This is a genomic window from Nostoc sp. DSM 114159, assembly GCF_053470285.1.
In genome coordinates this window covers 4,213,602-4,240,250 of the sequence record NZ_JBPFEH010000001.1, presented here as the reverse complement: position 1 = coordinate 4,240,250, position 26,649 = coordinate 4,213,602, and the positions used below count along the sequence as shown (strand labels likewise).

At 42.1% G+C, this 26,649-nt stretch carries 16 protein-coding genes, 1 pseudogene and 1 CRISPR repeat array; of the genes and pseudogenes, 6 read left to right on the top strand and 11 right to left on the bottom strand.

Translation table 11 applies throughout. From position 1 onward, the window contains the following. Positions 1 to 227: 227 nt before the first annotated feature. The 4 genes from ACR5KR_RS17520 to ACR5KR_RS17505 all read left to right on the top strand — a co-directional run bounded on the left by ACR5KR_RS17520 (position 228) and on the right by ACR5KR_RS17505 (position 5,715). Entirely contained in the window at positions 228 to 3,341 is a 3,114-nt protein-coding gene (locus tag ACR5KR_RS17520; RefSeq protein WP_445631254.1) for an MFS transporter, read from the top strand. Between the two features lie 524 nt (positions 3,342 to 3,865). Continuing rightward, positions 3,866 to 4,138, top strand: a complete 273-nt coding sequence (locus ACR5KR_RS17515) for a hypothetical protein (RefSeq protein ID WP_445631255.1) — start codon at positions 3,866 to 3,868, stop codon at positions 4,136 to 4,138. Between the two features lie 279 nt (positions 4,139 to 4,417). Next, a complete protein-coding gene (locus ACR5KR_RS17510; RefSeq protein ID WP_445631256.1) occupies positions 4,418 to 4,660 on the top strand; it encodes a hypothetical protein in 243 nt (80 codons plus the stop codon). A gap of 113 nt (positions 4,661 to 4,773) precedes the next feature. Next, entirely contained in the window at positions 4,774 to 5,715 is a 942-nt protein-coding gene (locus tag ACR5KR_RS17505; RefSeq protein WP_448267353.1) for an extracellular catalytic domain type 1 short-chain-length polyhydroxyalkanoate depolymerase, read from the top strand. A 12-nt stretch (positions 5,716 to 5,727) separates the two neighbouring features. On the opposite strand, the gene ACR5KR_RS17500 is transcribed toward ACR5KR_RS17505, so the two are convergent. From ACR5KR_RS17500 to ACR5KR_RS17490, 3 genes are all read right to left on the bottom strand, one after another. Beyond that, positions 5,728 to 6,558, bottom strand: a complete 831-nt coding sequence (locus ACR5KR_RS17500; RefSeq protein ID WP_448270245.1) for a dienelactone hydrolase family protein — start codon at positions 6,556 to 6,558, stop codon at positions 5,728 to 5,730. A 306-nt stretch (positions 6,559 to 6,864) separates the two neighbouring features. Further along, positions 6,865 to 9,006: direct repeats of the CRISPR family, unit length 37 nt; unit sequence ATTGCAATTTATCTAAATCCCTATTAGGGATTGAAAC. 5 nt (positions 9,007 to 9,011) lie between these two features. Continuing rightward, a complete protein-coding gene (locus ACR5KR_RS17495) occupies positions 9,012 to 9,530 on the bottom strand; it encodes a DUF29 family protein (RefSeq protein ID WP_448267352.1) in 519 nt (172 codons plus the stop codon). A 95-nt stretch (positions 9,531 to 9,625) separates the two neighbouring features. Next, entirely contained in the window at positions 9,626 to 10,249 is a 624-nt protein-coding gene (locus ACR5KR_RS17490) for a class I SAM-dependent methyltransferase (RefSeq protein ID WP_448267351.1), read from the bottom strand. A gap of 93 nt (positions 10,250 to 10,342) precedes the next feature. On the opposite strand from ACR5KR_RS17490, the gene hemH reads away from it, so the two are divergent. Beyond that, positions 10,343 to 11,509: a ferrochelatase gene (hemH, locus tag ACR5KR_RS17485; RefSeq protein WP_448267350.1), complete on the top strand. Its 1,167-nt coding sequence runs from the start codon at positions 10,343 to 10,345 to the stop codon at positions 11,507 to 11,509. 153 nt (positions 11,510 to 11,662) lie between these two features. On the opposite strand, the gene ACR5KR_RS17480 is transcribed toward hemH, so the two are convergent. The 5 genes from ACR5KR_RS17480 to ACR5KR_RS17460 all read right to left on the bottom strand — a co-directional run bounded on the left by ACR5KR_RS17480 (position 11,663) and on the right by ACR5KR_RS17460 (position 21,313). After that, entirely contained in the window at positions 11,663 to 12,202 is a 540-nt protein-coding gene (locus ACR5KR_RS17480) for a DUF4126 domain-containing protein (protein ID WP_448267349.1), read from the bottom strand. 299 nt (positions 12,203 to 12,501) lie between these two features. Then, entirely contained in the window at positions 12,502 to 18,027 is a 5,526-nt protein-coding gene (locus ACR5KR_RS17475; protein ID WP_448267348.1) for a diguanylate cyclase domain-containing protein, read from the bottom strand. Positions 18,028 to 18,229: 202 nt separating this feature from the next. Next, complete coding sequence (gene purB / locus ACR5KR_RS17470; RefSeq protein WP_448267347.1) at positions 18,230 to 19,525, bottom strand: adenylosuccinate lyase; 1,296 nt, start codon at positions 19,523 to 19,525, stop codon at positions 18,230 to 18,232. Between the two features lie 40 nt (positions 19,526 to 19,565). Beyond that, on the bottom strand, positions 19,566 to 20,117 hold the full coding sequence (locus tag ACR5KR_RS17465; RefSeq protein ID WP_445631263.1) for a DUF421 domain-containing protein: 552 nt from the start codon (positions 20,115 to 20,117) through the stop codon (positions 19,566 to 19,568). Positions 20,118 to 20,299: 182 nt separating this feature from the next. Next, positions 20,300 to 21,313, bottom strand: a complete 1,014-nt coding sequence (locus ACR5KR_RS17460) for a YihY/virulence factor BrkB family protein (RefSeq protein ID WP_445631264.1) — start codon at positions 21,311 to 21,313, stop codon at positions 20,300 to 20,302. A gap of 211 nt (positions 21,314 to 21,524) precedes the next feature. On the opposite strand from ACR5KR_RS17460, the pseudogene ACR5KR_RS17455 reads away from it, so the two are divergent. Next, positions 21,525 to 22,154 (top strand): annotated as a pseudogene (locus ACR5KR_RS17455) (type I restriction endonuclease). Between the two features lie 9 nt (positions 22,155 to 22,163). Here ACR5KR_RS17455 and ACR5KR_RS17450 read toward each other — a convergent pair. From ACR5KR_RS17450 to ACR5KR_RS17440, 3 genes are all read right to left on the bottom strand, one after another. Further along, positions 22,164 to 23,693: a YifB family Mg chelatase-like AAA ATPase gene (locus ACR5KR_RS17450; protein WP_445631265.1), complete on the bottom strand. Its 1,530-nt coding sequence runs from the start codon at positions 23,691 to 23,693 to the stop codon at positions 22,164 to 22,166. A gap of 431 nt (positions 23,694 to 24,124) precedes the next feature. Further along, positions 24,125 to 24,613, bottom strand: coding sequence for a type II toxin-antitoxin system VapC family toxin (locus ACR5KR_RS17445; RefSeq protein WP_445631266.1), 489 nt, complete (start codon positions 24,611 to 24,613; stop codon positions 24,125 to 24,127). Between the two features lie 399 nt (positions 24,614 to 25,012). Next, the gene (locus ACR5KR_RS17440) at positions 25,013 to 26,239 is read right to left on the bottom strand and encodes a pentapeptide repeat-containing protein (protein WP_448267346.1); all 1,227 of its coding nucleotides are present in this window, start codon (positions 26,237 to 26,239) and stop codon (positions 25,013 to 25,015) included. Positions 26,240 to 26,649 lie beyond the last annotated feature (410 nt).

The following is a 26,649-nucleotide window of genomic DNA, read 5'->3' as shown; positions in this document are numbered from 1 at the left end:
TTGCTTGCCATTTAATTATGTTTTTTATCAAGAGATAACAAAAGTTATATCTTCCGCTGTATGAGGTTTTCAGCCCTTGGAGAGATGCTTGAAAGAGGTAAATTCTACGATTGTGATCTAAAGAGTTAGGTATTGCCATAGGTACAAACATAATAAATACTAAGAGTTGCTTCTCAAGAAATTCTTAATTCCCCCAAATTTAAACTTAGTAGGTAGAAGGAAATCCAATGTTCCAAAGTACGGAAATCATGGTGGGACTCTATAAACCACTATTGTGGTTAGCACAGGTTCCAGTAGAACGCTCAAACGTCACACCAGAACAAGCATCGGTTCTCTTTTCGGGGCCACGCTTTTTTGTGGCTTTAATCTCCGGCGTGATTCTTGCCTTTGCTTTCCAATTAGTTCTAACTAATCTCTCCCTTGCAGCCGGTATTTCCTACCTGGGGCACTCATCTGACTCGGATTCAGATAATGGAGAAGTCGGAAGTTTGGGCGGCAATATTCGCAAAATCGGCACAGCAGTGGGAATTTGGACATTAGTCACTGTGACTGTCGCCTTATTAATCGCTTCTTACCTAGCAGTAAAATTGAGCCTTGTCATCTCAGATCGAGGATTGGGAGCGACTCTCGGCTTAGTAATTTGGGGTGCCTACTTTTTGCTCCTAGTTTGGGTAAGTTCCACCACCGTAGGCTCCTTAATTGGCTCAGTTGTGAATACGGCAACATCTGGGTTTCAAGCGATTATGGGGACTGCTACCGCCGCACTAGGTGCGAAAGCTGTAAATAACCAAGTGGTAGCCACAGCTGAAGCCGCCGCCGCCGCTGTCCGTCGAGAACTAGGAAGCGCCATCGACCCCGTAAGTATCCGAGAAAACATTGAAGAGTACTTAGATAAGATACGTCCTCCAGAACTCGATGTGTCAAAGATTCGGAGTGATTTTGAAAATTTACTCAACGATCCGCAATTCAAAGCGATCGCTGGGACTCCAGATATCCGCAACATCGACCGCCAAAAGTTTATCGAGTTAGTCAGCAGCCGCACCGATCTTTCCAAAAAAGACGTTAGCCGCATTGCTGATACCTTGTATAAAGTTTGGCAGCAAGTGGTAAGTCAGCAACCAGCCACCCAAGACCGTTTAGGTGAGTTAATGGATTATCTGAAATCACTCCCAGCAGGACAAAGCAAGACAGATGAACTCAACGCCAAGTTGGAACGGTTACTAGCAGAAAAGGGTGGTTCCAAAGAATCTGACCAAAAAGCAGCTAGCGGGCCAATTCAAAGTACACTCCAGCAAGGATTATCTGCCTTAACCGGCATTGTGTTGGGACGTGCAGATTTGTCTGATTTGGATGTAGAAAAAATCTTAGGTAGTCTTACTAGCGCTAAAGATAAAGTCACCGAACAAGCAGATAAGTTAGGCTTGCCAACACCATCACAACCCTATAGCCCAATTCGGGCTGATGTCGAAAATTACCTATACAATACTTATGCTTGGCAACTGAGTCCAGAAAGAATTGCCCAGGAATTTCATGATGTCATTTACGATCCAGCAGCCGATCCAGGAATCGTCCGTAGGGAACTAGAACGACTATCCCGCAATGATTTCGTCAAAATTTTGCAACAACGGGGATTGCTGACTCAAGGTCAAATTCAACGCATTGCTAATCAGCTAGAAACTGTCCGCCAAGAAGTGCTAGTAACAGTCAGAGCTATTGAAGAAAGAGATATAGTCCAAGACTTGCAACGCGCAGTAGAAAGTTATCTACTGGTTACTCCCAAGGCAGATTTGACAGCCGAAGGCATTGAGCAGAATTTTAAACCACTGTTGGAAGACTCAGAGGCAGATTATGAAACCCTGACATTGCGGCTAGCCCACCTTGACCGTCAAGAAATTCGGCAGATATTGCTACAACGTAATGATGTCCAGTTATATGAAGTAGATAGCATTGTCGATGAGTTGGAAAAACAACGCGATCGCGTTTTGGTAGAATCCAAAGGACTAGCAGAACAGGCACAATATCAAGCAGAAACCCTGTGGTTAAATGTAGAATCATATCTGCGTAACACCGGCAAATCAGAACTGAATCCTGATGGCATCCGCGCCGACTTCAAAAAGCTACTAGAAGATCCGCAAGCTGGAATTAGCTCAATCCGGGCACGCTTGTCTCGCTTTGACCGCGATACCTTAGTACAATTGTTGAGTCAACGGCAAGATTTGAGTGAAGATCAAGTTAATCAAATCATCAATGCTACTGAGGAATCATGGTATAATATTCGCCACACACCTCAAATTGTAGCCGATAAAGCTAAAGAGCAATACGACTCTGTGACCACAACGATCGCAGATTATCTCCGAAATACTGGCAAACAAGAACTCAATCCTGAAGGTATTCAGCGAGATTTGACCAGATTGTTTGAAAATCCCAAAGAAGGAGCCGTCGCATTGCGCCGTCGGTTGTCACAGGTAGACCGGGATACACTGGTGAAATTGCTCAGTCAACGCCAAGACTTGAGTGAAGAACAAGTCAATGAAATCATTGATTCCACCCAAACTTCAATTCGTAACTTTGTGCGCGCGCCTCGTCGCCTAGCTAGCCGTACACAGCAAAGAGTAGAATCATTCAAAGGTTATCTAGAAGAGTATCTGCGCCAAACTGGTAAAGAAGAACTCAATCCTGAAGGTATCAAACGCGACTTGCAATTATTGTTGCACGATCCGCGAGTCGGCGTAGAAAGTTTTGGCGATCGCCTTTCCCAGTTTGACCGTGATACCATCATTGCCCTGCTGAAAATTCGGGAAGATATTTCTGATGAAGAAGCAGCACGGATTGCCGATAATATAGTGTCCGTAAGGGATCAATTTGTCGAACAAGTGCGCAGCATCCAACGCGGCATTCAAGATGCAATTGATGGGGTTTTTGCCCGCATTCGCAACTATCTTAACTCCCTGGATCGCCCGGAACTTAACTATGATAGTATTAAGCGCGATATTCGCACAGTTTTTGACGATCCTCAGGCAGGTTTCGATGCCCTGCGCGATCGCTTGTCCTCCTTTGACCGTGATACCCTAGTGGCAATCATGAGTTCTCGTGAGGATATCTCCGAAGAAGATGCCAACCGAATCATCGACCAAATTGAACGGGCACGCAACACAGTATTACAACGTGCAGAACGCATACAGCACGAAGCCCAACGCCGTCTAGAACAAGTAAAGCATCAAGCACAGCGGCAAGCAGAAGAAACCCGCAAAGCCGCAGCTACAGCAGCGTGGTGGCTGTTTGCCACAGCATTCGTCTCCGCCATTTTCTCTGCATTAGGAGGAGCGATCGCTGTAGTTTAATAAGTTGTCTCCGCTAACTTTTCAGCCTCCCATAATGGGAGGCTTTTCTATTTTAAGGACGAAGAGAATAAAGTAAAAAAATACGTATTGGCATTTGTGTAATACCAATTGGAAAGAAGAATGCAACAAATAGACCATTTGTAGAGACGCGATTCATCGCGTCTTTACCCCGATTCATCGCATCTTTACCCAAGGATGTGTTGCAATCGTTAATTGAATTGCTACAAATACAGCACTTTGCAATTAAATGAAGTACACATTTTAATATGATAAATCTTGTGGAGTGGGCATCCTGCCCGCCCTTCTGTACTTCATTCAGATGAAATGTGCTGTATGTCTTTCAATATAGTCATATATGAATATCCTTTACTGCTCTAATCTCAGCAATTAGATGGGTGAAAATAGAATTGGTTTAATGTTTTAATTTTATTAAATGACTTGCAATAAAATCTCAGCTTATTATCAATAAATTACTCCGTAATTTTTGCAAGTTAATAATTTTACCTAAGTAGTAATTTCAAACAATGGAAAACACGTTAGTTGATAAAACCTTCCGTGACAGCAGTGGCAAAATTGTTGTGGCTCAAATGCCAAACCCACCACTTATTCTTTGGATAGTAGCTAGTTTACTCACTCTAGTTTTTACAAGTGGTAAAATCAATACAGTGTTAGACTTTGTGGCAAATGGCGCATTGTTTACTTGGGCGTGGATGGAGCTATTTCAAGGCGTTAATTATTTTCGCAGAGCGCTAGGTCTTGCCGTATTGATTGGAATGATTGCATACAGAATCCTGTAAATATACATAATTAAGTAAAAAATAATACTAAAAAGGAGGAATTTTAAACTCCTTTTTTTTGTCCAAAGTTTAAAATGTGAATAAAGTCATACTGACATTATGACTTTATTACACTGTGTTTTCTTATTCAGCATTTTAAACTGAGAGCAATACAGCAAATCAATTAAGTCGTGTAACAAACAAAACTTACTGTAAAGCTAATGAGTAAGAATATCTGTTCACAACTTATTGATAAATGCTGTATAAAACTCAAGCAAATTAATTGATGGAGATTTGAATATGAAACGTATTCTATTAGGTACATTACTTGCTCTCCCATTTGCAATTTCCTCCTTACCGTCACAAGCATCAGCAGCAGAAATCATTGTCAGACCCAATGTTCATAGAACTGCTATTGTGCGTAAACCTATTGTTGCCCGATATCAACGGAAGTTAATTCCTGCACATTGGGAAACAGTACGACGCGGTAACAGGTGGGTTAAAGTTAGAGTTCCTGCTCGTTATGTAAATGTCAGAGTTTAATATCTAAATAGAGGCTAACAACTTTAGTTGTTAGCCTCTATTAGTTAAAACCTTGTTGCTAAATAAGACTTATAATTAAATACAAGTAGTTAACATAAGTCAATTGAATCAACATGAATATCTCTCCAAATTATCATCTTTTAAAAAAACTTTTAATATTTATACTAGGAATTAGTTTCGTAACAGCCTGCGATTCCATTCAGGCTGACGAAAAAAATATAACTAAAGAAAAAATCTTGATTGGTGATAATTATGGAGAACTACACAATCAAGGTAAATTACGTACTTACTATTTTTACACTCCAAAATCTTATAACCTACACCGCCCGATGCCATTAGTTTTAGTGTTTCATGGAGATGAGGGTAATGGTCGGTCTATCAGTAACGTGACTCGCTTCAATAAATTAGCAGAGCAAAAAGGATTTATTGTTGTTTATCCAGATGGAATTGACCAAAAATGGAGCCTCAGAGGTAACGGTCAAGGAAAAGTAGATGATGTTTTGTTTGTCAGTGCTTTGATTAATCATCTTCAGCAGCAACTTAATATTGATAGTCATAAAGTTTATGCCACCGGTTTTTCTAGAGGTGGTATACTTACCCAAGCACTAGCTTGTAAGTTACCTGATAAAATTGCTGGCTTTGCATCAGTAGCTGGTTCGCTCCCAGTTAGACTTAAACCTAGTTGCCAGCCTCAAACTCCCATATCGATGTTAACGATCAACGGTACAAACGATCGCGATGTCCTTTATGAAGGTGATGATCACACTCGAAGAGGAGCGTTGGTTTCGATCTCAGACATGGTAGAGTTTTGGCGATCGCACGATCGATGTACCTTATCAAATGCATCTCCAAATTTTCCTGAAGATAAAGTGAAAACCGCTATCTACACAGGTTGCAGTGGCAATTCCGAAGTCTGGCAGCTAGCGGTAGTCAACGGTGGACATTTCTGGCCTGGTGGTTCTTCAACTGACGAGAGCCTAAACAAATTCAATGCCAAGCTGGGGCTGAACGCCAGTGAAACAATTTGGGACTTTTTTCAGCGTCACAGTTCATGAGTAGCTAATTTTTTAAACACCATTTTCCTTAAACCATGCCAAGAGGCGTTTCCAACCATCCTGAGCTTCTTGTTCGCGGTAGGAGGGGCGATAATCAGCAAAAAATGCGTGGGGTGCATTGGGATAGACGATAATTTCAGATTTGCTACTGCTGGACTTTAAGCGATCGCGCATTTGCTCTACTGTATCAACAGGAATACCTGTATCCTTCCCACCATAAAGTCCGAGAATGGGGACTGTCAGTTTTGATGCAATATCGACGGGATACTGGGGCTGAAGTTCGGTAGCATCGCCCACAAGTTTCCCATACCAAGCTACACCAGCCTTCACCTGGGGATTATGTGCTGCATATAACCAGGTAATACGACCGCCCCAACAGAAGCCTGTAATTCCCAACTTCTGGCCATTACCCTTAGCTGACTTCTTTGCCCAGTCTACTGTAGCATCAAGATCGGATAATACTTGGGCATCTGGCACTTTGGCGACAATTGGACGAATTTCGTCTATGTTGCTTAACTTCGAGACATCGCCTTGACGGATAAATAATTCGGGTGCGATCGCCAAATATCCCAACCGAGCAAAGCGACGAGTGATATCCTGGATATGCTCGTGTACACCAAAAATTTCCTGGATTACCAGAACGATTGGGAAATTATCACCAGTAGCTGGTGCTGCTCTATAGGCAGGAATTTCGCCATCTTTGACAGGAATTTTCACTGCACCAGCCACTAACCCCTTGGCATCAGTAGTGATGACTCCGGCAGAAATGGGTTGTACTGCAAGGGCAAAACCTGTCGCCACTGTCGCTGTTGCAATAAATTTGCGGCGCGTTAGTTCTTTCATCATCTCTACGTTGAATTACTAAGTTCCTTTATATTTAGATTACTGTATGGTCAAATGCGCGTAAGGGTAGGTGTACAAATTTCACACCCGAAAAAAAGTGCTTCTATCTCAACACCAGCAAGCGTTTCACCCCACCAATTGTCCAAATTCATCCGCGCAATCTCTGAAATGCTTACAATAATTGAGTTTCAGCCTTCAACCTTTCCTGACACTCTTCCCAAAGAAATTCTCTAATGCTATGATTGCTCTAGAACCGCGCAACCGCACCTTGAAAACTAAATATAGCTTGCCTTTCAGGCTCCCGCTATTGCAATTTATCTAAATCCCTATTAGGGATTGAAACTGCAATTGGGCAGCAACTTCAGCAAGTCCAGTTTATTGCAATTTATCTAAATCCCTATTAGGGATTGAAACAGGGCACTAGGTAGGATTTGCATTGTTACGGAATTGCAATTTATCTAAATCCCTATTAGGGATTGAAACGCAACATCATTTATCTTTGCAACAGTCAAAGATTCAATTGCAATTTATCTAAATCCCTATTAGGGATTGAAACTTGTTTGTAATTCGCTGATACTGGAAATGTCAACTGTTATTGCAATTTATCTAAATCCCTATTAGGGATTGAAACTTACTCAACGGTTGAATATATGTCCAATTTTTGTATTGCAATTTATCTAAATCCCTATTAGGGATTGAAACCAAACAAGCACCATCATTCACGATCCTTACTGGGAATTGCAATTTATCTAAATCCCTATTAGGGATTGAAACTTATTGGCAATCTATTTCACCATTTCTTTGGCATATTGCAATTTATCTAAATCCCTATTAGGGATTGAAACCGCAATCAATTTTGCAGTATCCATTCGGGCATTATTGCAATTTATCTAAATCCCTATTAGGGATTGAAACGAGGCAGAAGAAGCAGAGCGGATGCTTAATGCTTATTGCAATTTATCTAAATCCCTATTAGGGATTGAAACAGCTAATTAAAAAAGAATATGACTGATGAATATCCTGTATATATTGCAATTTATCTAAATCCCTATTAGGGATTGAAACCCCGTTCCCGCCCTTGATTACTCCATCTAAAAACTGCAAAATTGCAATTTATCTAAATCCCTATTAGGGATTGAAACCTGCTAATTGGAGTGATTCTTTGTGGGACGGATTATTGCAATTTATCTAAATCCCTATTAGGGATTGAAACATCCAGTTGTTTTTGTAGACGGGTCAATAGTTGATAAAATTGCAATTTATCTAAATCCCTATTAGGGATTGAAACAGCTTTTTTCCTAAGTTGCCATTCCCAGCAATTATTGCAATTTATCTAAATCCCTATTAGGGATTGAAACTCTAACGCCTGGAGCATATCGCCTTCGCTCTCGTATTGCAATTTATCTAAATCCCTATTAGGGATTGAAACAGCAACCGCCGCGATCGCACCCCGTAAAACTTCTGATTGCAATTTATCTAAATCCCTATTAGGGATTGAAACTATTTAATCTTGCAATACAAGCCAGAGGTGTTAAATTGCAATTTATCTAAATCCCTATTAGGGATTGAAACTCTAACAGAATGCGGTGTTAGATATCATATCCAAATTGCAATTTATCTAAATCCCTATTAGGGATTGAAACAACTTGAATACATCGGCTAAGAGGTTGGAGCAAGAATTGCAATTTATCTAAATCCCTATTAGGGATTGAAACCTAACAATAAAGTTGTATTGTCAGAGACATTATAATTGCAATTTATCTAAATCCCTATTAGGGATTGAAACTTCATTGTACTCAGGAAAATATTTGTTTTTGGAAGATTGCAATTTATCTAAATCCCTATTAGGGATTGAAACCTCTGGGACAGAATCATAGCAAACCCGCCTTTTGAATTGCAATTTATCTAAATCCCTATTAGGGATTGAAACAGGCGGATTAAACCTTGGGTAGGTAAGGATGGTAATTGCAATTTATCTAAATCCCTATTAGGGATTGAAACGAGCAGCAATTAATCAAAGTTATCCGAGCAGAAATTGCAATTTATCTAAATCCCTATTAGGGATTGAAACTGCTGAGTAATGTTGAATCGTAAATTTTCATAGCGAATTGAATTGCAATTAATCAAAATCCCTATTAGGGATTGAAACTGCTGAAACCTGGGAGGAATGTTTATTTGAAACTATGGAGAATTGCAATTAATCAAAATCCCTATTAGGGATTGAAACGCAGCCATCCTCAAAAAAGCGCTCACAATGGGCGTGATTGCAATTAATCAAAATCCCTATTAGGGATTGAAACCAGTCTAACAATGAGGATACATCGCAGCATATCTCTAGAATTGCAATTAATCAAAATCCCTATTAGGGATTGAAACTAAATCTTTATCAAAAATAGTAACTTTTTGAGGTTATTGCAATTAATCAAAATCCCTATTAAGGATTGAAACACTCCTCAACCCCGATTTATCCAATCTTTTCCACCAGCTAACTGACTAAGATGATCGTCCATAATCGCTGGTAATTCTTTTGGCGAATAATTATATGTTAAAGCCAGTAAACTAGTTGCTGTACTTAAAATCTGGCTTTTATCTAGCATCGCAGACAACTGAGAGCGAGTAAATTTACCGTTCATCACTTCATCACTGGCATCAGCGATCGCATCTTCAATCACCTCCTCTTCTATCAAACTCTCCCACTCACCTAAATTAATATAGTAAGATTTTTTATTATCTTTGATATTAAGACTTTTAATTTCTCGGATTGAATTACGAATAGAATTTGCCCATGAACCAGTTAATCGTTGTTCTACTTGGTTTTTAATCAGATGAATCAGCAGAATCCTTAAATAAGCTCGGATATTCCGCAGAATAGCTTGTTTACTCATGCCTTCTAATTCGTCTACAATTGCTAAAGCATCTGCATAACGCCCTTCCAAAATACTCTTTTTGAGGTCTATTAGTTCCTGCGTCATTTTTTCACCGCCTACCTGCTTAAGTACTATATAAAAATTACCTATACTTTATTAATAACAGAGTCTCTTAGCTGCCATTAATAAAGTAGTATTGTTCATTTATTCGCCTGTATCACTTGCAAACTCCCACCTGCATATAAAGTAAACTTACTCACTTTAAAGCCAGTCTTAGCTAACAACTCAGCTAAATCAGTTTTCAGTAATTCCCAAGCTGTTTCCGTCTCAAACAACAACAAAAACACCGATATTCCAAGCCAAAATATCGGATTTGTCGGAGCGTGAAAATCCACCAGCGTAAACACTCCTCCCGGCTTCAGCACCCGATAAACTTCATTAAGAATTTTTCGTAATTGCTGAGGCTGCATCTCGTGTAATGCAACGCTGATATGCACCACATCAAACAAATTATCTGCAAATGGCATCTCTTCAGCAAAAGCTTCTATGTATGAAGCTTCCGGGACATTTAGCCGCGCCCGTTGTAAAGACTTAGGTGAAGCATCCAATCCTGTTACGTTTTGTGAAGTTTTTACTAAAAACTCCGTTGTTTGGCCACTACCGCAACATAAATCTAAAACCTGAGAATCTGAGTGAATTGTTAAGCCTTGCAAAGCAAGTTGCCGAAAACGGGCTTCACCACCTACACTTAAGGCTGCTAAACGAGAGATACCATCATATAACCACTGATAACGGTAACTCCAATCTCTTAAAATTGTTGCCATTGCATATTTCCTTGCTATTAAGCTTTATATTTAATAAAGATATATTGTTAACATTAGTAAAAAACCTGAAAAGATTGGGGGAAAGTAACTGCTATGGGTCGTGTAGGCGTCTTATTACTCAATCTCGGTGGCCCTGATAAGCTAGAAGATGTCGGGCCCTTTTTGTACAATCTATTTTCCGATCCGGAAATTATTCGCCTACCATTTCGCTGGTTGCAAAAGCCCCTAGCCTGGTTTATTGCCACACGGCGAACCAGAACATCTCAAGAAAATTATAAGCAAATCGGTGGTGGTTCCCCATTGCGGCGGATTACAGAAGCCCAAGGGGAAGCTCTAAAAGAACAGTTAAATTCTTTAGGGCAAGAAGTTAATATTTACGTGGGAATGCGTTATTGGCATCCCTATACAGAAGAGGCGATCGCACAAATTACCCAAGATCGGGTAGAACACCTAGTAATATTACCACTATATCCCCAGTTTTCTATCAGCACTAGTGGCTCCAGCTTCCGGCTTTTAGACAAGCTTTGGCGAGAAGATCCAAAACTTCAACCCATTGATTATACCGTTATTCCTTCTTGGTACAAACAACCAGGCTATCTTCAAGCAATGGCGCAACTCATAGCCCAGGAACTTGAGCAATTTCCCAACCCGGATGAGGTTCATATATTCTTCAGCGCTCATGGCGTTCCGAAAAGCTACGTTGAAGAAGCAGGCGACCCTTACCAGGTGGAAATTGAAGAATGTACTGCGTTGATTATGCAGACTCTCAATCGACCCAATGCCCACACCTTAGCTTACCAAAGTCGTGTCGGGCCAGTAGAATGGCTTCAACCCTATACTGAAGATGCCCTCAAAGAACTAGGCGCGCAAGGCGTGAAAGATTTGGTTGTCGTGCCAATCAGTTTTGTCTCAGAGCATATCGAGACACTACAAGAAATTGATATTGAGTATCGAGAAGTAGCCGAAGAATCAGGAATTCACAACTTCCGCCGCGTACCGGCTCCCAATACCCATCCAGTATTTATTAATGCACTAGCCGAATTAGTGATTGATGCACTGAAAAACCCCAGTTTCAAGCTTTCGCAAGCTGCTCAAATGAAAAAAATGGTCAAAATGTACCCTCAAGAGCGTTGGGAATGGGGTCTGACAACTAGTGCTGAAGTATGGAATGGTCGGATTGCGATGCTGGGTTTTATTGCCTTAATCGTAGAGTTGATTACCGGTCACGGCTTCTTGCACATGATTGGGCTTTTGCAGTAAATGAAAAGAGTTAGGAGTTAGGAGTTGAGAGTTGGGAGTTTTTAATTTTTCTCGCTAACTCTTCACTTTTAACTTCTATCTTCATTCCTAACCCTTCTCTACGAGACGCTCCGCGAACGGCAGGCTCAGGGCATCGCTTCTCACTTTTAACTCCTAACTTTTTAGCCGATACCAGTCATACCACTGCTTCGCACTACGAACTGCAAACCAAAGCAGTATTAAAGCAATTACTCCTCCTTGCCAAGGAGCATCAAAGGCAAATAGTACTAGAGCAATGCACAACGTATCTTGAAGGAAGACTGCCCACAACGGTAAGCCACGTAACCGATAGAACCAACCAATTTGGACGAGCTGGAGTACCAAAGCTAATAAACCTCCAATTATGGCAATCAGCCAGTTTGGCGTTGCTGTTGCACTAGCTACTGCTAACCCCATAATTGCCCCCACGAGGGGAGACATGAATAACTGAACCACTTGGAGCAATCTTTGCCCCCAAAGCTTTTTTGAGGCTAATAATTCAATTAATGACCAACTGGTGAGGCAACATAATAATATTGGTGGAGAAATGTGAGATAAAATTGGGACTTGTGACCACAAGTTACTACCCTGCAATAATCCAATAATTAGCAAAGGTATGCCTATTCTCATTCCTGCTGCCGCAGAGGCAGAAAGTGTGGCTAGAATTTCAATCATTAAGACACTCAAAGCACTAATAAATGAGTAAATATCTGTTATTTATACTACCCAGGGCTGGCAAAAATTCCTGCACCCAACTTACAGCCTTCAGTAATGAAATACTAAATATTTTTGGTATCTTAATATATATTTTTTGACAACATTCTTTTAAAAAAGAGGCATCAAGTGGGTTTTGAGCTTTATTTTCTAACATTATGGCTATAATTATCTGTTTTCTCTGAAAGTTTTATTGGTAAAATTTTTCAGGTTTTGATCGCATTTATATGAGGAAATTCCCGATTAATGTAAATCTGTACTTAGGGACTGACTACATATCGATCGCGCCCCTGCTGTTTCGCTGCATACAACGCTCGATCCGCGAAGGTAATCAGGGTATCGGGTAAACGTTCCGGTGTAGGGACAAGACTGGAAATACCTAAACTGACCGAGACGATCGCACTCACCTGCGATCGCTCGTGAGGAATTGCTAATGCCCGAATGGCGCGCTGGATGCGTTCGGCGATCGCAATCGCTCCGAGCTTATCCGTATTGGGCAAAATCACGACAAATTCTTCGCCACCATAACGAGCAACCAAATCGGCGGCACGATTGACTATTTGTTTAGCAGCTTGGGCAATTTGCACCAAACAGGCATCCCCTGCTTGATGACCATAGTAGTCGTTATAGTGTTTAAAATAATCCACATCGAACAAAACCAAGGACAGAGGTTGTTGTTCCCGTTTTAATCGCTGCCATTCCTGGTGTAAATGTTGATTAAAATACCAACGATTGGCTACCTGGGTTAATCCGTCTGTGGTTGCCAGTCGCTCCAATTCTTGATTGACAAGCTGAAGGTTGTGTTGAGCCAATTCTCGTTCTTGAATTTCCTGCTGTAGCTGCACGTTCATTTGGGCAAGTTCAGCTGTACGCTGGCTGACTTCTCGTTGCAATTCGCGGGCATAATCGGCCAAAATCTGTTCGGCGCGTTTTCGCTCAGTAATATCCTGAAACGCAACGATCGCAAACTGAACTTGCTGTGTTTCGTTGTAGATGGGTGTTCCCCATATCTCTAAAGGAATCGTGCGATCGCCGTGATGAATTTCAACATTATCTACACTAGAGATTTCTCCCTTTAAGGCTTTGATAATCGGTAACTGTTCGGTTGGATAAAGTTCCTTGGTTCCTGCAACATAGACTTGATAAACCTGGGCAATTTCCTCGGCCGTTACTTCTGGAGCAATCTCTTTTCCGACTAGCTCTTTGGCTCTTTGATTCACATAATAACTATATCCCTTTGCATCTAATACACCGATGCCCACAGGAACGGCTTCCAGGAACTGTTTTAGCTGTTGTTCGCTGTCCCTGACTTGAGCATAGAGTTGAGCATTGGTGATGGCGATCGCGGCTTGTCCACTCAGTAATTGCAAAAATTCAATCCGATCGCTTGTAAAAGTACCCGTCGTGGCTTGATTCTCCAGATAAACCATCCCGACTAACTGACCTTGATTCAATAAGGGATAACACAGGATGGAAAGCGGTTTAACAAATTGAATATAAGGATCGTGGACAAAGTTACCCGCTTGAGCCGCATCGTCGAGAACCACACTTTCACCCGTCCGAGCCACATAATGAAGAATGGATACTGGCAAGATTGGAGGGATGGGGTCGGCCGGTGCGAGGGTTGTGGTGTCAGCATTGCTGTAAATGGCGATCGCCAGGTTGCCCAACTCTCCTGAGGGGGTTGAGGTCGGCAATAGTAAACAACCCGTCTGGGCACCTGCATTTTCTAGCAGGATTTTCATCAATGTCTGTAACAGATTGTCCAGAACAATTTCGCTGGCAATCGCCTGCGATGATTTCATCACCGTGCTGAGATCGAATGCGGCACTGCTACTCGCAATACTGTCTAAATTAAAGGTGCTGCAACAAGTGAGAAACTGGGAGAAGCCTGTCTTTTGCACTGATTGGAACCACTGAGGATATAGAGTTTTCAGTTGTTTGACCTTAGCGATCGCACCCCAGCGTTGATACCCATAGTGAGCTTCCACCATGTAAGCATGGGCGATGGTTTCTTTGCCCAAACGTAAGTAGAACTTGGCAGCCAGTTCGTTGGCAAGTGCTTCTTCGTGGATATATTGGTTTTCTTTGGCTTTGGCGATCGCGCGATCGTAATAATCCACTGCTTGTGTATTCCTGCCTTGAACCCGACACCGTTCAGCTTCCACCAGCCAATATTTATGCAAATGATTCATCGGGCCATACTTCGCCCATTTTTTCATTTTCTTCTGGCTACGAAGCACTTTCTGAAGATGAGGTTTTCGTTGGGATGGGGAGATATCTGTGGTTGCTAAAAGCGCCAGGGAATTATAAAAGTAAAAGTGAGGAACTACGATCAGACCCGGAACCCCATCGAGATACTGTTCGGCTACTTCAGCATTAACTACCGCTTGCTCCATCTCACCGAATAGAACACACAGCAGTATTTTGTTGAAATATAGCTGGAAGAGTAGATTCGAGTCCTTTCTGCTTTGTAGCGCCGGGATCGTATCCTGCTCGTCGAACGCTTTACCAATCAATAAACAAGAGAAACTTCCCGCTCCATCCAGCAAGTTCAGAACCGCCTGGTGAAACATAGAATTCAAGGCAGCAGTTCTGTCTTGTCCCGTCTGCTGGATGGCAGAGGTGCAGGTTGCCATATCTAATTCCAGTTTTGCCAATTCACAGCCGCTGAGTAAGGCATAGTGACAAGAAAGCCCAAGTAAATAGGCCGCAAATTCCAAATCTCCAGTTTCCAGTCCAACTGCATACGCTTCCCGCAGTGGAGTCAACATCTCTCTTACAGGCTCTATCCAGTGTTTTGTGGAGCTAAATACCGAGCACTCTGTTTTAGCTTTAATTTCTCTAGCATTAAGTTGAGAGACTAAGTTGAGAGCCAGTTGACCAAATTGAGAGCTAGTTTTAATATCTCCCGTGCCACTGAGGAACAACCCATAGAGACCATAAGCAGCAGCAGATTCAGAAATATTCCCCCACTGAATGGACAAATTGATCTGTCTCAATAAAATCAGCCGCATTAGTAGAGGAGCAGAAATGTAGGTGGCAGATGCTATTCTACTTAGGATACGCATTGCTGCTTGAGGGTAAGGAGCGGTCATGGTTGGCAGGTCAACCAGGCTCGCAATCGGTCGATGTCCTATCATCAATTTTGTCCGTAGCAATTCCCACACAACATCAAACTTGCTTGGCTGTCTGGGCAAGTTTACCCCCAGCGAATTCAGTACTTCCAATGCAATATTGATGGCTTCACTAAATTTGCTCTGGGCAGTATAGGCCTGGATTTTCACCTCATACACTTTCACTTTGTCTAATACTGTTTTGGCTTGTGATAACACGGCTTCCACAAAGCTCTCCATGAGCGCCAAGTCTGGGTTGAGATAAGCCGCTTCGGCAGCGGTGGTGTAGAGATCCAAGATCAGTTCATACTGATTTTGCCAGCAGTTATCTGTTAGTAGCTCAATTCCCGTTTCCAAATAGACTAATGCAGCAGCGTAGGCGGTCGCATGTTTGGCTTTCTTGCCAGCGTTTAAGTTCAGTTGGGCTAAGGCTTCTCGCTCGTCTAGCTGAGTAATTAACGCCCGTCCTTGATTCAAATGCCGAACTATCTCAAACAGGTTTTCTGCTTGCTCAGTTTCGGAAAGATTTTGCAGCAGCAATTGCCCGATTTCAAGATGGGTGGCTGCTTGTTTGTCGTCGGGAATTAGGGAATAGGCAGCTTGTTGGATGCGATCGTGCCCAAACTGGTAGTCCTGAATCAACAGGTTTTCATCCAGGGGCGATCGCGCCACCACAAATCCCCGTTCCATTGCCGTCTTGAGATCGGCGAAGACAACCTCCACAGTCCGATTCTTTACCAAGGATAGGGTTTGCAAATCAAACTCTGCACCGAGATAGGCAGCAGTTGATAGAACATCCTGCACGGATGGGGGCAATTTCTGCAACTGTCCGACCATGAGTTCCACCACATTATCGGTAAATCTCATTGCCTCAATCTGCCTGAGATCCCATTGCCACTGCTTCAGGTTATGATTGAATGTCAACAGGTTTTCGCTGTAGAGAGTTTTGAGAAACTCACTTGTAAAAAAGGGATTGCCCTCAGTTTTACGGATCGCCAATTGAGCCAACCCGCCAACCATTTCGGTATCCTGCTGCAACGTCTCTGCAATCAATTGCTCAATTTGCTCCAGGGGTAACGGAGCTAAGGTAATTTGCTCTAGGTTGACTTCCTGGCGTTGGAGTTGGGCGATCGCTAGGTTTAGGGGATGACCAACTGATACTTCACGATCTCGATAGGCAACGATCGGCAATAAATACTTGATTTGGCTGTTTCCCAGAAGTTTCTCTAGCAAGTTTAACGTTGCTAGATCGGCCCACTGCATATCATCCAGAAACAGCACCAACGGATGCTCTTGACTGCAACAGGCTTGAATAAATCGTTGAAAGACCAGATTAAACCGATTTTGGGCTTCACTTGCTCCCAACTCTGGCGGGGGTGGCTGAGGCCCAATAATCAACTCTGCATCGGGAATGACATCAATCACGACTTGCCCATTGCTTCCCAATGCGTCTAACAATCGTTCTCGCCATTGCTGGAGTATGGCATCTGGCTCCCCCAAAAGTTGCTTCACTAAGCCAGCAAAGGCATCTACCACAGCAAAGTAGGGAATATTTCGCTCAAACTGGTCAAACTTGCCAGAAATAAAATAGCCCCGCCTGGCCGTAATCGGTTTGTAGAGCGATCGCACCAGAGCAGATTTACCAATCCCAGAGTAACCCGTCACTAGAATTAGTTCGGCGACGCTATCCCTGCTTTCTGGTTCTGATTTAGCTTTGGCAATCCGCTCAAACGCTGCCATTAATGCCGCCATCTCCCGTTCTCGACCATAGAGCTTTTGGGGAATTTGGAACCGATCGCAGATATCATTTCTAGCAAGGGGAAACACAGCGATCGTTCCTGTTTTCTCCCACTGCACTGCACACTCCTCTAAGTCTGCTTTCAACCCCCAGGCACTTTGGTATCGATCTTCGGCATTCTTCGCCATCAACTTGATCGCAATATCTGAAAGCACCTGCGGAATTTCTTCCCTGTTTCCTAATGCTGGAGGCATTTTAGCAATATGAAAATGCACCAACTCCATTGGGTCATTACTGATGAATGGTAATCTGCCGGTCAATAGCTCATAGTAGGTGACTCCCAACGAGTAAAAATCGGTGCGGTAATCCAGCACCCGATTCATACGTCCGGTTTGCTCTGGGGAAATATAAGGCAGGGTTCCTTCCAGGGCACTTGGGGTTTGCAGCGAAGGATTTTCCCGGCTTAGTTGCGTAGAGATGCCCAGATCGATCAGCTTGATCGCCATCGTCTTTGGATTGAGGACGATATTGGCAGGATTGATATCTTTATGAATGACGGCTTGACTATGGAGTTGCCCCAGTGCATTGGCAATTTTCAATGCCACAAGCAAAAACAGGTCTATCGACAAGCCTTGGGGGTATTGTTGCAACCACTGTCTGAGGGCATTCCCTCCAAAATCTTCAAAAATAATGACTAGCGTTTTTTGCCATTTGTCTAACGCATAGGCTTTAATTACCTGGGGTAAGTTGAGCTGATAGGCAAGGTGGTATTCTTGCCTGTAACGCCTGAGTTGTTCGGATGTGGGGTAATCAGCTTTAAGGATTTTCAGAATGACTGACTGCCCATCTTTAACTCGTCGAGCACGATAGACCTGTGAGTTATCTCCGTCGTGGATTTGAATTAAACCCTCATAACCGGAAAGAGTAATCATAGCGATCCGCTTGGATGAGATTCACCGGATGGCTTAATTTTCACTTGTTTATAATGCTTTTTCCTAAAAACTACCCAATATCGGTTAATTATACAGAATTTTTCTAGAGGTTAACTAAAGAGCGTTCTTGGGCATGACCATTTTTTTTGTTTCAGTCCTTTTAGTAGTAAGCGCTGAAGCGCTCACTACAAGCAAATTAATCCTAAATTCCCAACCGTTGATAAACCTCTTCTAAGTGCGTCAGATGCTGCTGGGGGTCGAAACAGACCTCTAGTTCTGCTGGGGATAACTTTTCGGTAACGCGAGAATCTTTGCTAATCAAGTCTTGGAAATTACCTTCCGGTTTATTCCAAGCGGCGTGAGCGCTTTCTTGAACGATCGCATAAGCCTCTTCTCGGCTGCTTCCCTTGTCTATCAAAGCTAGTAACACTTTTTGGCTGAACACAACGCCGCCGTAACAGTTGAGATTGCGTTTCATGTTCTCAGGATAGACTAACAGGTTTTTGACCAAATCGGTTATTTCTGACAACATAAAATGCGTCAAAGTACAAGCATCTGGCAAAATTATCCGTTCTACAGAACTGTGAGAAATGTCTCGCTCATGCCATAAAGCAACGTTTTCTAAAGCTGCACCAGCATGACTTCTGACGAGTCGTGCCATTCCCGTCAGTCGTTCCGAACGGATAGGGTTGCGCTTGTGTGGCATGGCTGAGGAGCCTTTTTGACCTTTGGCGAAAAATTCTTCAACTTCTAAAACGTCTGTTTTTTGAAGATTGCGAATTTCTACAGCAAAGCGTTCAATGGTCGCGGCTACCAAAGCTAATTGTTGCACGTAGTCAGCGTGGCGATCGCGGGAAATAACTTGAGTTGAGGCCGTATCGGGTTCGAGTCCGAGTTTTTGACAAGCGATCGCTTCTACACGCGGTTCAATATTCGCGTATGTTCCGACTGCACCAGAAATTTTACCGACAGCGATCGTTTTGCGGAGTATTCTCAGACGTTCTTGGTGTCGCAACACTTCTGCTAACCAACCAGCTAGTTTAAAACCAAAAGTAATCGGTTCAGCATGAATACCGTGCGATCGGCCAGCCATCACTGTATGACGATGTTCCCGTGCTTTTTGGCGAATTACCTGAATCAAATCTTCCAGACGTTGCAATAATATATCCAGACTGGCAACTAATTGCAGTGCTAAAGCTGTATCCAAAACATCCGAACTAGTTAAACCCAGGTGAATGTAGCGTCCGGCATCACCAACATATTCATTGACATTTGTCAAAAAAGCAATGACATCGTGGCGGACTACAGCCTCAATTTCCAACACCCGCTTTGGATCGAAATCTGCCTTGGCCTTAATTTCCTCAACCGCCTCAGATGGAATGTAACCAAGTTCAGCTTGAGCCTCACAAACAGCAATTTCGACTTGCAGCCAAGTTTTTAGTTTATAGGCTTCACTCCACAGATTAGCCATTTCGGGCAAAGTATAACGCTCAATCACAGTTCGGCACAGAATACAACCGTCATATTTTACAGTCTAATTAATGTACATCGCTTTTTAACGCTACTTTTTGCTCAGAGACGGAAGCAGTTTTTGAATCCGACATGATAATACTAATCCTGCCATCAGCTTCCATATACGCGAACTTCACATCAGCTAAAAATTCCACACCTTGCTGACGTAACTTGCTCATCAACTCATCATCTGTAATTAACTCTCGTTGCAGATGGCGTTCAATCATCCGACCGTTTTTTACCAATAGCAGCGGTGGCGGATTCATGAAACGTTGGAACTGGGGAAGTTTGTAACCCAACCAGTTCAGCAAGTAACTCCAAAAAATCACTGTTCCTACCAGGATAGCGCCTTCAGTAATTGATGTGTAATTACTTGCCATAGCATTTTGAGCAGCTTCTGCAAATAATACAACTACGAGTAAATCAGTAATTCCTAGTGTTCCTAATTGTCGGCTAGGAAGTAGGCGTAGCACTGAGAACAGCGATAAATAGACTAGCGATCCGCGGATAATCAACTCAAAGATGCTGATGCTAGGAATAAAAATTGCTTGCCAATTGATAAAAAACCATTTTTCCATTAGCACTGATTTTCTTCCTTGTTCAATGGGCTTCTGGAAAAAATCCAGTATAAAAAAAGTCAGAATTCAGAATTGCTGAATACTTTATTTATAACCTATGGCAAGAATAATTAATTACTTTGATGTGATATTAGATACAATATCTATTAGATTTATAAATATAAATCTCCAGTAATTAAAGATTAAAAACGCTGATTTCTTCTCTTTTTTAAGCGTTTAGGCTTCCTAAAATACTGAAAAAAGCGATTAATAAAGCGAGAAGATGGCTTTTTCTGACTCGATGCTTGTTCTCTTGGAGCCTTGCCATTATAGTTTGTGTTATCAGATATATGTACAGCATTTTTAGTTGGAACTATGCCGCTGCCATACCTTCGGGAATAAACTTGAGTGAATTCTGCACCGAAGAAAAGAATTTGTGCGGCATAGTTAACCCAAGCTAAAATCACCACTAGTGAACCAGCAGCACCATAGGTCGATCCAAAACTGCCATTACCTAAATATTGTCCTAATAAAAATTTCCCAATAGAGAACAAAACTGAGGTGAGAGCCGCTCCAATTAAAACATCACTCCATGCAATTTTGACATCTGGTAGAACTTTAAAAATTAGTCCAAACAGTACTGTAGTTATTGCAAAAGAGATGACTAAATTAGCAATCTGCCAGATGAAATCGAAACCTGGCAATAAGTTACTAAAGTATGTTACTAAGGTTGTTAATATCGTACTAATTACTAGAGAAACTAAAAGTAAAAAGCCAATTCCAATCACCATTGCAAAGGACAAAACGCGGAGGCGAATCATGTTATTTATGCCACGTCCAGGTTTGGGTTTCACTTCCCAAATCGTGTTCATCGCATCTTGCAACTCAGTAAATAAGCCTGTAGCGCCCAATAACAAAACTAAGACACTAATAATCGAAGCGATCGCTCCTGTCTTTGGTTGGTTAGCATTTTGGATGGCAGTTTCGAGAAACTTGGCGCCATCTACCCCGACTAAACCTTGAATTTGTCCGACAATTTGACCTCTTGCCGCTTCCTCTCCAAATACTGCACCTGCGATCGCAATTACAATAATTAGCAATGGTGCAATCGAAAAAATCGTGTAATAAGCTAACGCCGCCGCTAACCGCGAGGCTTTATCGTCACTCCATTCTTTGAATGTCTCTTGTAGTAACTTCCAAATTTCTTGCAAATTCATCCAATCAGTCTCCTTGTAAGGGATGTTGCTTAGTCCCTGCTATATTGGATACTGATTTGCTGAGTTACGGCATCCTCCCAAGGGTGTTTGTGAAGCGTCCTTGGGGAGGAATTTAGAATTTTATAGTGACATAACAATCCGATGTCTACGGCAGGCGTAGCTGCGGCGCTAATTAGCGATAATTAAAGATGCGCTGATGTTGATTGAAGCAATGACACAGACCACAGCAATTACCACTCTTCAGGATGCAGAAAATCGATTTGGTTTTGTCCGTGTTGAAAACGAGCAATTTTTCCCAGAGTGGTATGAGGGGTTGTCTGAAATTACAGAAGCGGAAAAAGCTTCTGTGGATGTCGTGCGGCGCAGATATCTTTATCACCGTGCCGGAGGTGATTTACTAGAAGGGACAGTCATATTGTTGTTGGTGTCACCAATACTTGCACTTTCTGGATTTTACGATCCTCCTTTCAGAATTAAGGCTGAATCATCCGTGGAAGTAATGCTGAATGATGGCGAGGAGATACTGCGCGGACGAATTGATGTTTTAGTCTTACAAGATCGGTTGTGGGTGATGGTGTTGGAGTCGAAAAAAACCACACTCTCAGTTTGGTCGGCTGTACCGCAAGCTTTAGCTTATATGATGGCTAACCCCAATCCCAGTAAACCTGTGTTTGGAATGATGACGAATGGAGACGATATTTTATTTGTCAAAGTGACGCAAACAAATACACCATAGTACGATTTGTCAGGAGTTTTTGCTCCCTTTGTATCCGTGAGAGAACTGTACGCGGTTTTGCAAATTCTCAAGCGTATTGGTCAGTTAATTTCTTCTGCGTCTTAGCGTTCCTTTTTATTGCATTCTATCTATCGTGCGATATTGAATCGCTTCCGCTACATGATTGGTTTTTAGCTGATCTTCTCCTGCCAAATCTGCAATAGTCCGTGCTACTTTGAGAATGCGATCGCTTGCTCTTGCCGATAAACCTAATTTTCTAATTGCTGCTTCTAATAAATTGCGACTTCCATCATCTAACTTGCACCATTTTTGCAGATGACTGCTCTGCATTTGGGCATTGCAACGCAGATTTGCTTCTCCTTGAAAACGAGTAATTGCGCGATCGCGTGCTTCTTGTACTCGTTGACGCACCGATGTTGATGCTTCCCCCGTCGGTTGTTGAGTAATTTCTTCTGGTTTCAAGCGATTCACCGCCACTTGTAAATCAATTCGATCCATCAACGGCCCGGAAAGTTTTGCCCAATATTGCTCGCGTTGCCGAGGAGAACAAGTACACTGTTGGATAGTATCGCCATAGTAACCGCAAGGACAGGGGTTGGTACTCGCTACCAAAGTAAACTGTGCGGGAAAAACAACTGATAATTTGGTGCGGGAAATCGTCACAAAACCATCTTCTAAAGGTTGACGCAGAAACTCTAAAACATCACGTTTAAATTCTGTCAATTCGTCCATGAATAAGATCCCATTGTGGGATAATGATATTTCGCCAGGACGAGGGAAACTACCGCCACCCACCAGAGAAGGCCCGGATGCTGAGTGGTGGGGACTGCGAAAAGGGCGATCGCGTACCAATGTACCACGATTTTTCAATAAACCAGCTACCGAATGAATGCGAGTCACTTCCAAAGATTCGGCAAAGCTCAACGGCGGTAAAATTCCTGGTAAGCGCCTTGCTAGCATCGTTTTCCCACTACCAGGCGGCCCGACAAAAATTAAATTATGCCCACCAGCCGCAGCAATTTCTAAAGCACGACGCCCATGAGCTTGTCCTTTCACATCATGTAAATCTGCGCCAGGATAGGATACTGTTGCTATCTTTGTTGTACTATCGATCTGCACAGGTTTGTAACGCCCCGGATTATTTAAAAAATCCACCACCTCAGACAGATGTTTGCAGCCGTAAACAGCTAAATCTTCAACCACTGCTGCTTCTTGGGCATTATCAGCAGGGAGAACTAAACCTGCAATTCCCATCTTTGGCGCTGCTGCTGCGATCGGTAATACACCAGCCACAGGACGTAAACTGCCATCCAAAGAGACTTCGCCCAAAAATAGATAATCCCCCAACAAATCAGCGCTAACTTGCTCAGAAGCCGCCAAAATTCCTACACTGATAGGCAAATCGAAACAGGGGCCTTCTTTGCGTAAATCTGCCGGAGTTAAATTAATTACTATCTTTCGCATCGGAAAGGCAAAGCCAGTATTTTTTAAAGTTGCTTTGACTCTTTCTCTGGACTCTTGAATCGCTGAATCTGGAAGTCCCAAGACAACAATTCCCGGTAATCCCCCTGACACATCGACTTCCACGCCGACTTTGACGGCATCGATGCCCACAATTGATGCACTCCAGACTCTAGCAAGCATTGCTTATATAACAGTAAACCTTTAAAATCTCTAGCAGATGAGTTGGTGGATTGGCATTAGTAAAACCACATAGACAATTTTTTGGCATTGCTACGCCCACAGAAGCGGGTGCAGTGAGTTGTGGTGGTGCGATCGCACAATATCAAGAAACGCGATAATAATGTTTAAAAAGTCAGATCCCTCAACAGTATCAAAGCTGAACTCACTCGCGCAAAGATACTCTACGCTAAGGTAGACACGCTCTCAGTTTGCGTCGGGTGTAGTGACTTGTTAGACTGACGTTTGATCGGAAGTTTTACAACTTTACGCCCATGAGCAATCTGTTTCTTTCGTAGATCGTTAAAGATTGCGTTCAGGTCATAGTTAAATGAGCTAGCATATTCCTCTCTGTACTTATGAATTTCCTCTAAAATTTCATTTTTATACATAGATTATTCTCCTGTAAAATCGTATCCCATTAACTCATAGGGTGTACAGATGACTGGTAATTCATATCCAAGTTTAGAGCTAATTTGTGATAGCTTTCTCTGGATTTGGGCGTTTGCCATATGCTTACAGTTCCATGTTAACAGGTAGTCTAAACCGTAAACTGTTGCTAATGACATATGCAAAGCATCATTAGAGGCTTTTGGTGGTAGGTTGCTTTGTTGCAAAAACTCTTGTGCAAGCTCTATCGCTTCTTCTGTGAGATCGAGAAACGTTAAAGACTCTAACAAATTCAGCCTTTGATCCGCGATCGCTGCATCTCCCCTAGCCGCTTCATCTTCTACAATCTCAGAAGCATAAAGGACAAAAGAACCGCGACGAATATTCCACCAATCTTGCGTGATTTTCATGTTTGCTGCCAAAATCAAATTTTCTGTCGATCTGGCAGTCAAGTATCCCAAAATACTAGTTTCAATATAGACGGTTTCGCTCACAGAAATCTCTAGAATTTATTTATCCCTCATCCTACAGCGTTTAATTCTCCTTCTGAGGGTCTTGGATTTTCTTATGTCAACCCAATCTATAAGATCGGCGATCGCTCAGTCGCAAAACTACCATAACCTTATAATAAGGAGGGAATTAGCGGTCTGACGACCAAATTCACCGAGTTTTTGCAATTCAACCGACAATGACGATCGCAACTAATTAAAAACCTCTCGGCGTTTCATAATTATTAGTGATTAAAATTGCGTCAAATTTAGACTGATAGAGAATATTTATCAGGTTTTTGGGAATTTTTTAGTTTTGGGTACTAAATTAAACACGATAGGGACGCATAGTTATACCTCCCTATCGTGTAATCAAGTTTTAGATGCTGAAAATTTACCTTGTTATTACCGCCAGTGTTGAGGTATTTTCAGATTTTCCGGTAGGATAGTTGTGCGATCGCCAATTGCTTGTTCAATCTGCTGTGATTCTACATTTTCCGAGCCGCTCAAGTTGGCTCCACAGAGGTTAGCTTCTTGGAAATTAGCTTCTTGGAGGTTAGCTGTACTCAGTAATGCACTTTCTAGATTAGCACCAGCCAGTTTTGCCCTTTGCAAGTTACTGCCAATCAAGTTTGTATCTTGGAGATTGCTACCCTCGAAGTTGACTTCTTCTAAATTGGCATCACAAAGGATTGCTCCTTCTAAGTTGGCATCGCAAAGAACTGCTCCTTCCAAGTTGGCATCGCACAGAACTGTGCCTTCCAAGTTGGCATCGTAAAGAATGGCTTGGGAAAGGTTCGCTTTTCTAAGAACTGCGCCTTGGAGATTGGCTTCTGGGAGGATTGCTTTTTGCAGGTTGGCTTCATAAAAGATTGAGCCACAAAGACAGGTAACAGATAAGTCTGCTTCAGAAAGGTTTACTTTGGTAAAATTGATCCATTGCAAGTTAGCTCCGACAAAAATTGCTCTAGAGAGATTAGCTTCTGTTAAGTCTGCATTGCTAAGGTCTGTATTGCGTAAATCAAGTTTTTGATTGACTGGATCTTTAGATGAATCGCGTCTGCCAATGACAGTTAAGGCTGTTTGAATATCTGTAGGAAGTTTTGATGATTGTAGTGACTCATTCTCATATTCTCTATTCACCGGGGCATTCTCGCGGATAAAAGCAGCGAGGATTTCCATAATTGTCCAATGATCTTTCGGGGAATCTTTGGCAATTCGTTCTAAAGCATAAATTGCAGCAAATCGCGTTTCAATTTTTTCATTTCCCAGCTGTTCAATCGCTTTAGAAAAGCGTTCGGAAACAATTTCTTGGGGAGTTAGTTGTGTCTGATTGAGACAATTTCCGATATTGTTATCCCAAGCTAGTGTTTCAGTTAGTAGTTGCGTTAACAAGCTGTGATTCTCTTCTAGAGAGAGTCTAGAGGTATAGTAAGCATTAAGAATTAATGCCAATCCCCCAATAATTATGGCAATCGTTGTTAATGCTTGAGTAATGTATTCAATTTTTTCTTGGTTTGAAAATCCTTGAATATTTTCAAAAAATAATATAATTAAAGTGAATGATAAAATAAATATAACTGAGACAAATGCCAACAAAGTCGTGAGTCCATTGGTTTTTATGAAAGACATGTCATAAGTCTTCATATCCGACTCCTTACGGAAATAAATTTAGGTTGATTCTAAGAGTATCCGTAAAGTTATGATAGAGTACAAACACGGATAAAATTGGCGAACTATTAAATCTATTAGATAAAAATTATCTATATACCAATCCTGAATCATTCACGATCGACAAGATTATCGACTTTCTAGAGAAGCCAGGGATCTGATTATTCACGAATGATTAGACATCTAGTGAAGTTAAATATGCTATATCCAGAAACCTTGTAGAGACTTAGTACTGCTACATCTCTACACTCTTTTTCACTCAGATTGATTTGATAAAATTTTCAGGTATTTAGTCCACAATCCAGACAGGGAATGAAAAGTAGTGTAGTTCAATTACTTGAAAAGTACTGTCAATAAGGTGATATAAATTT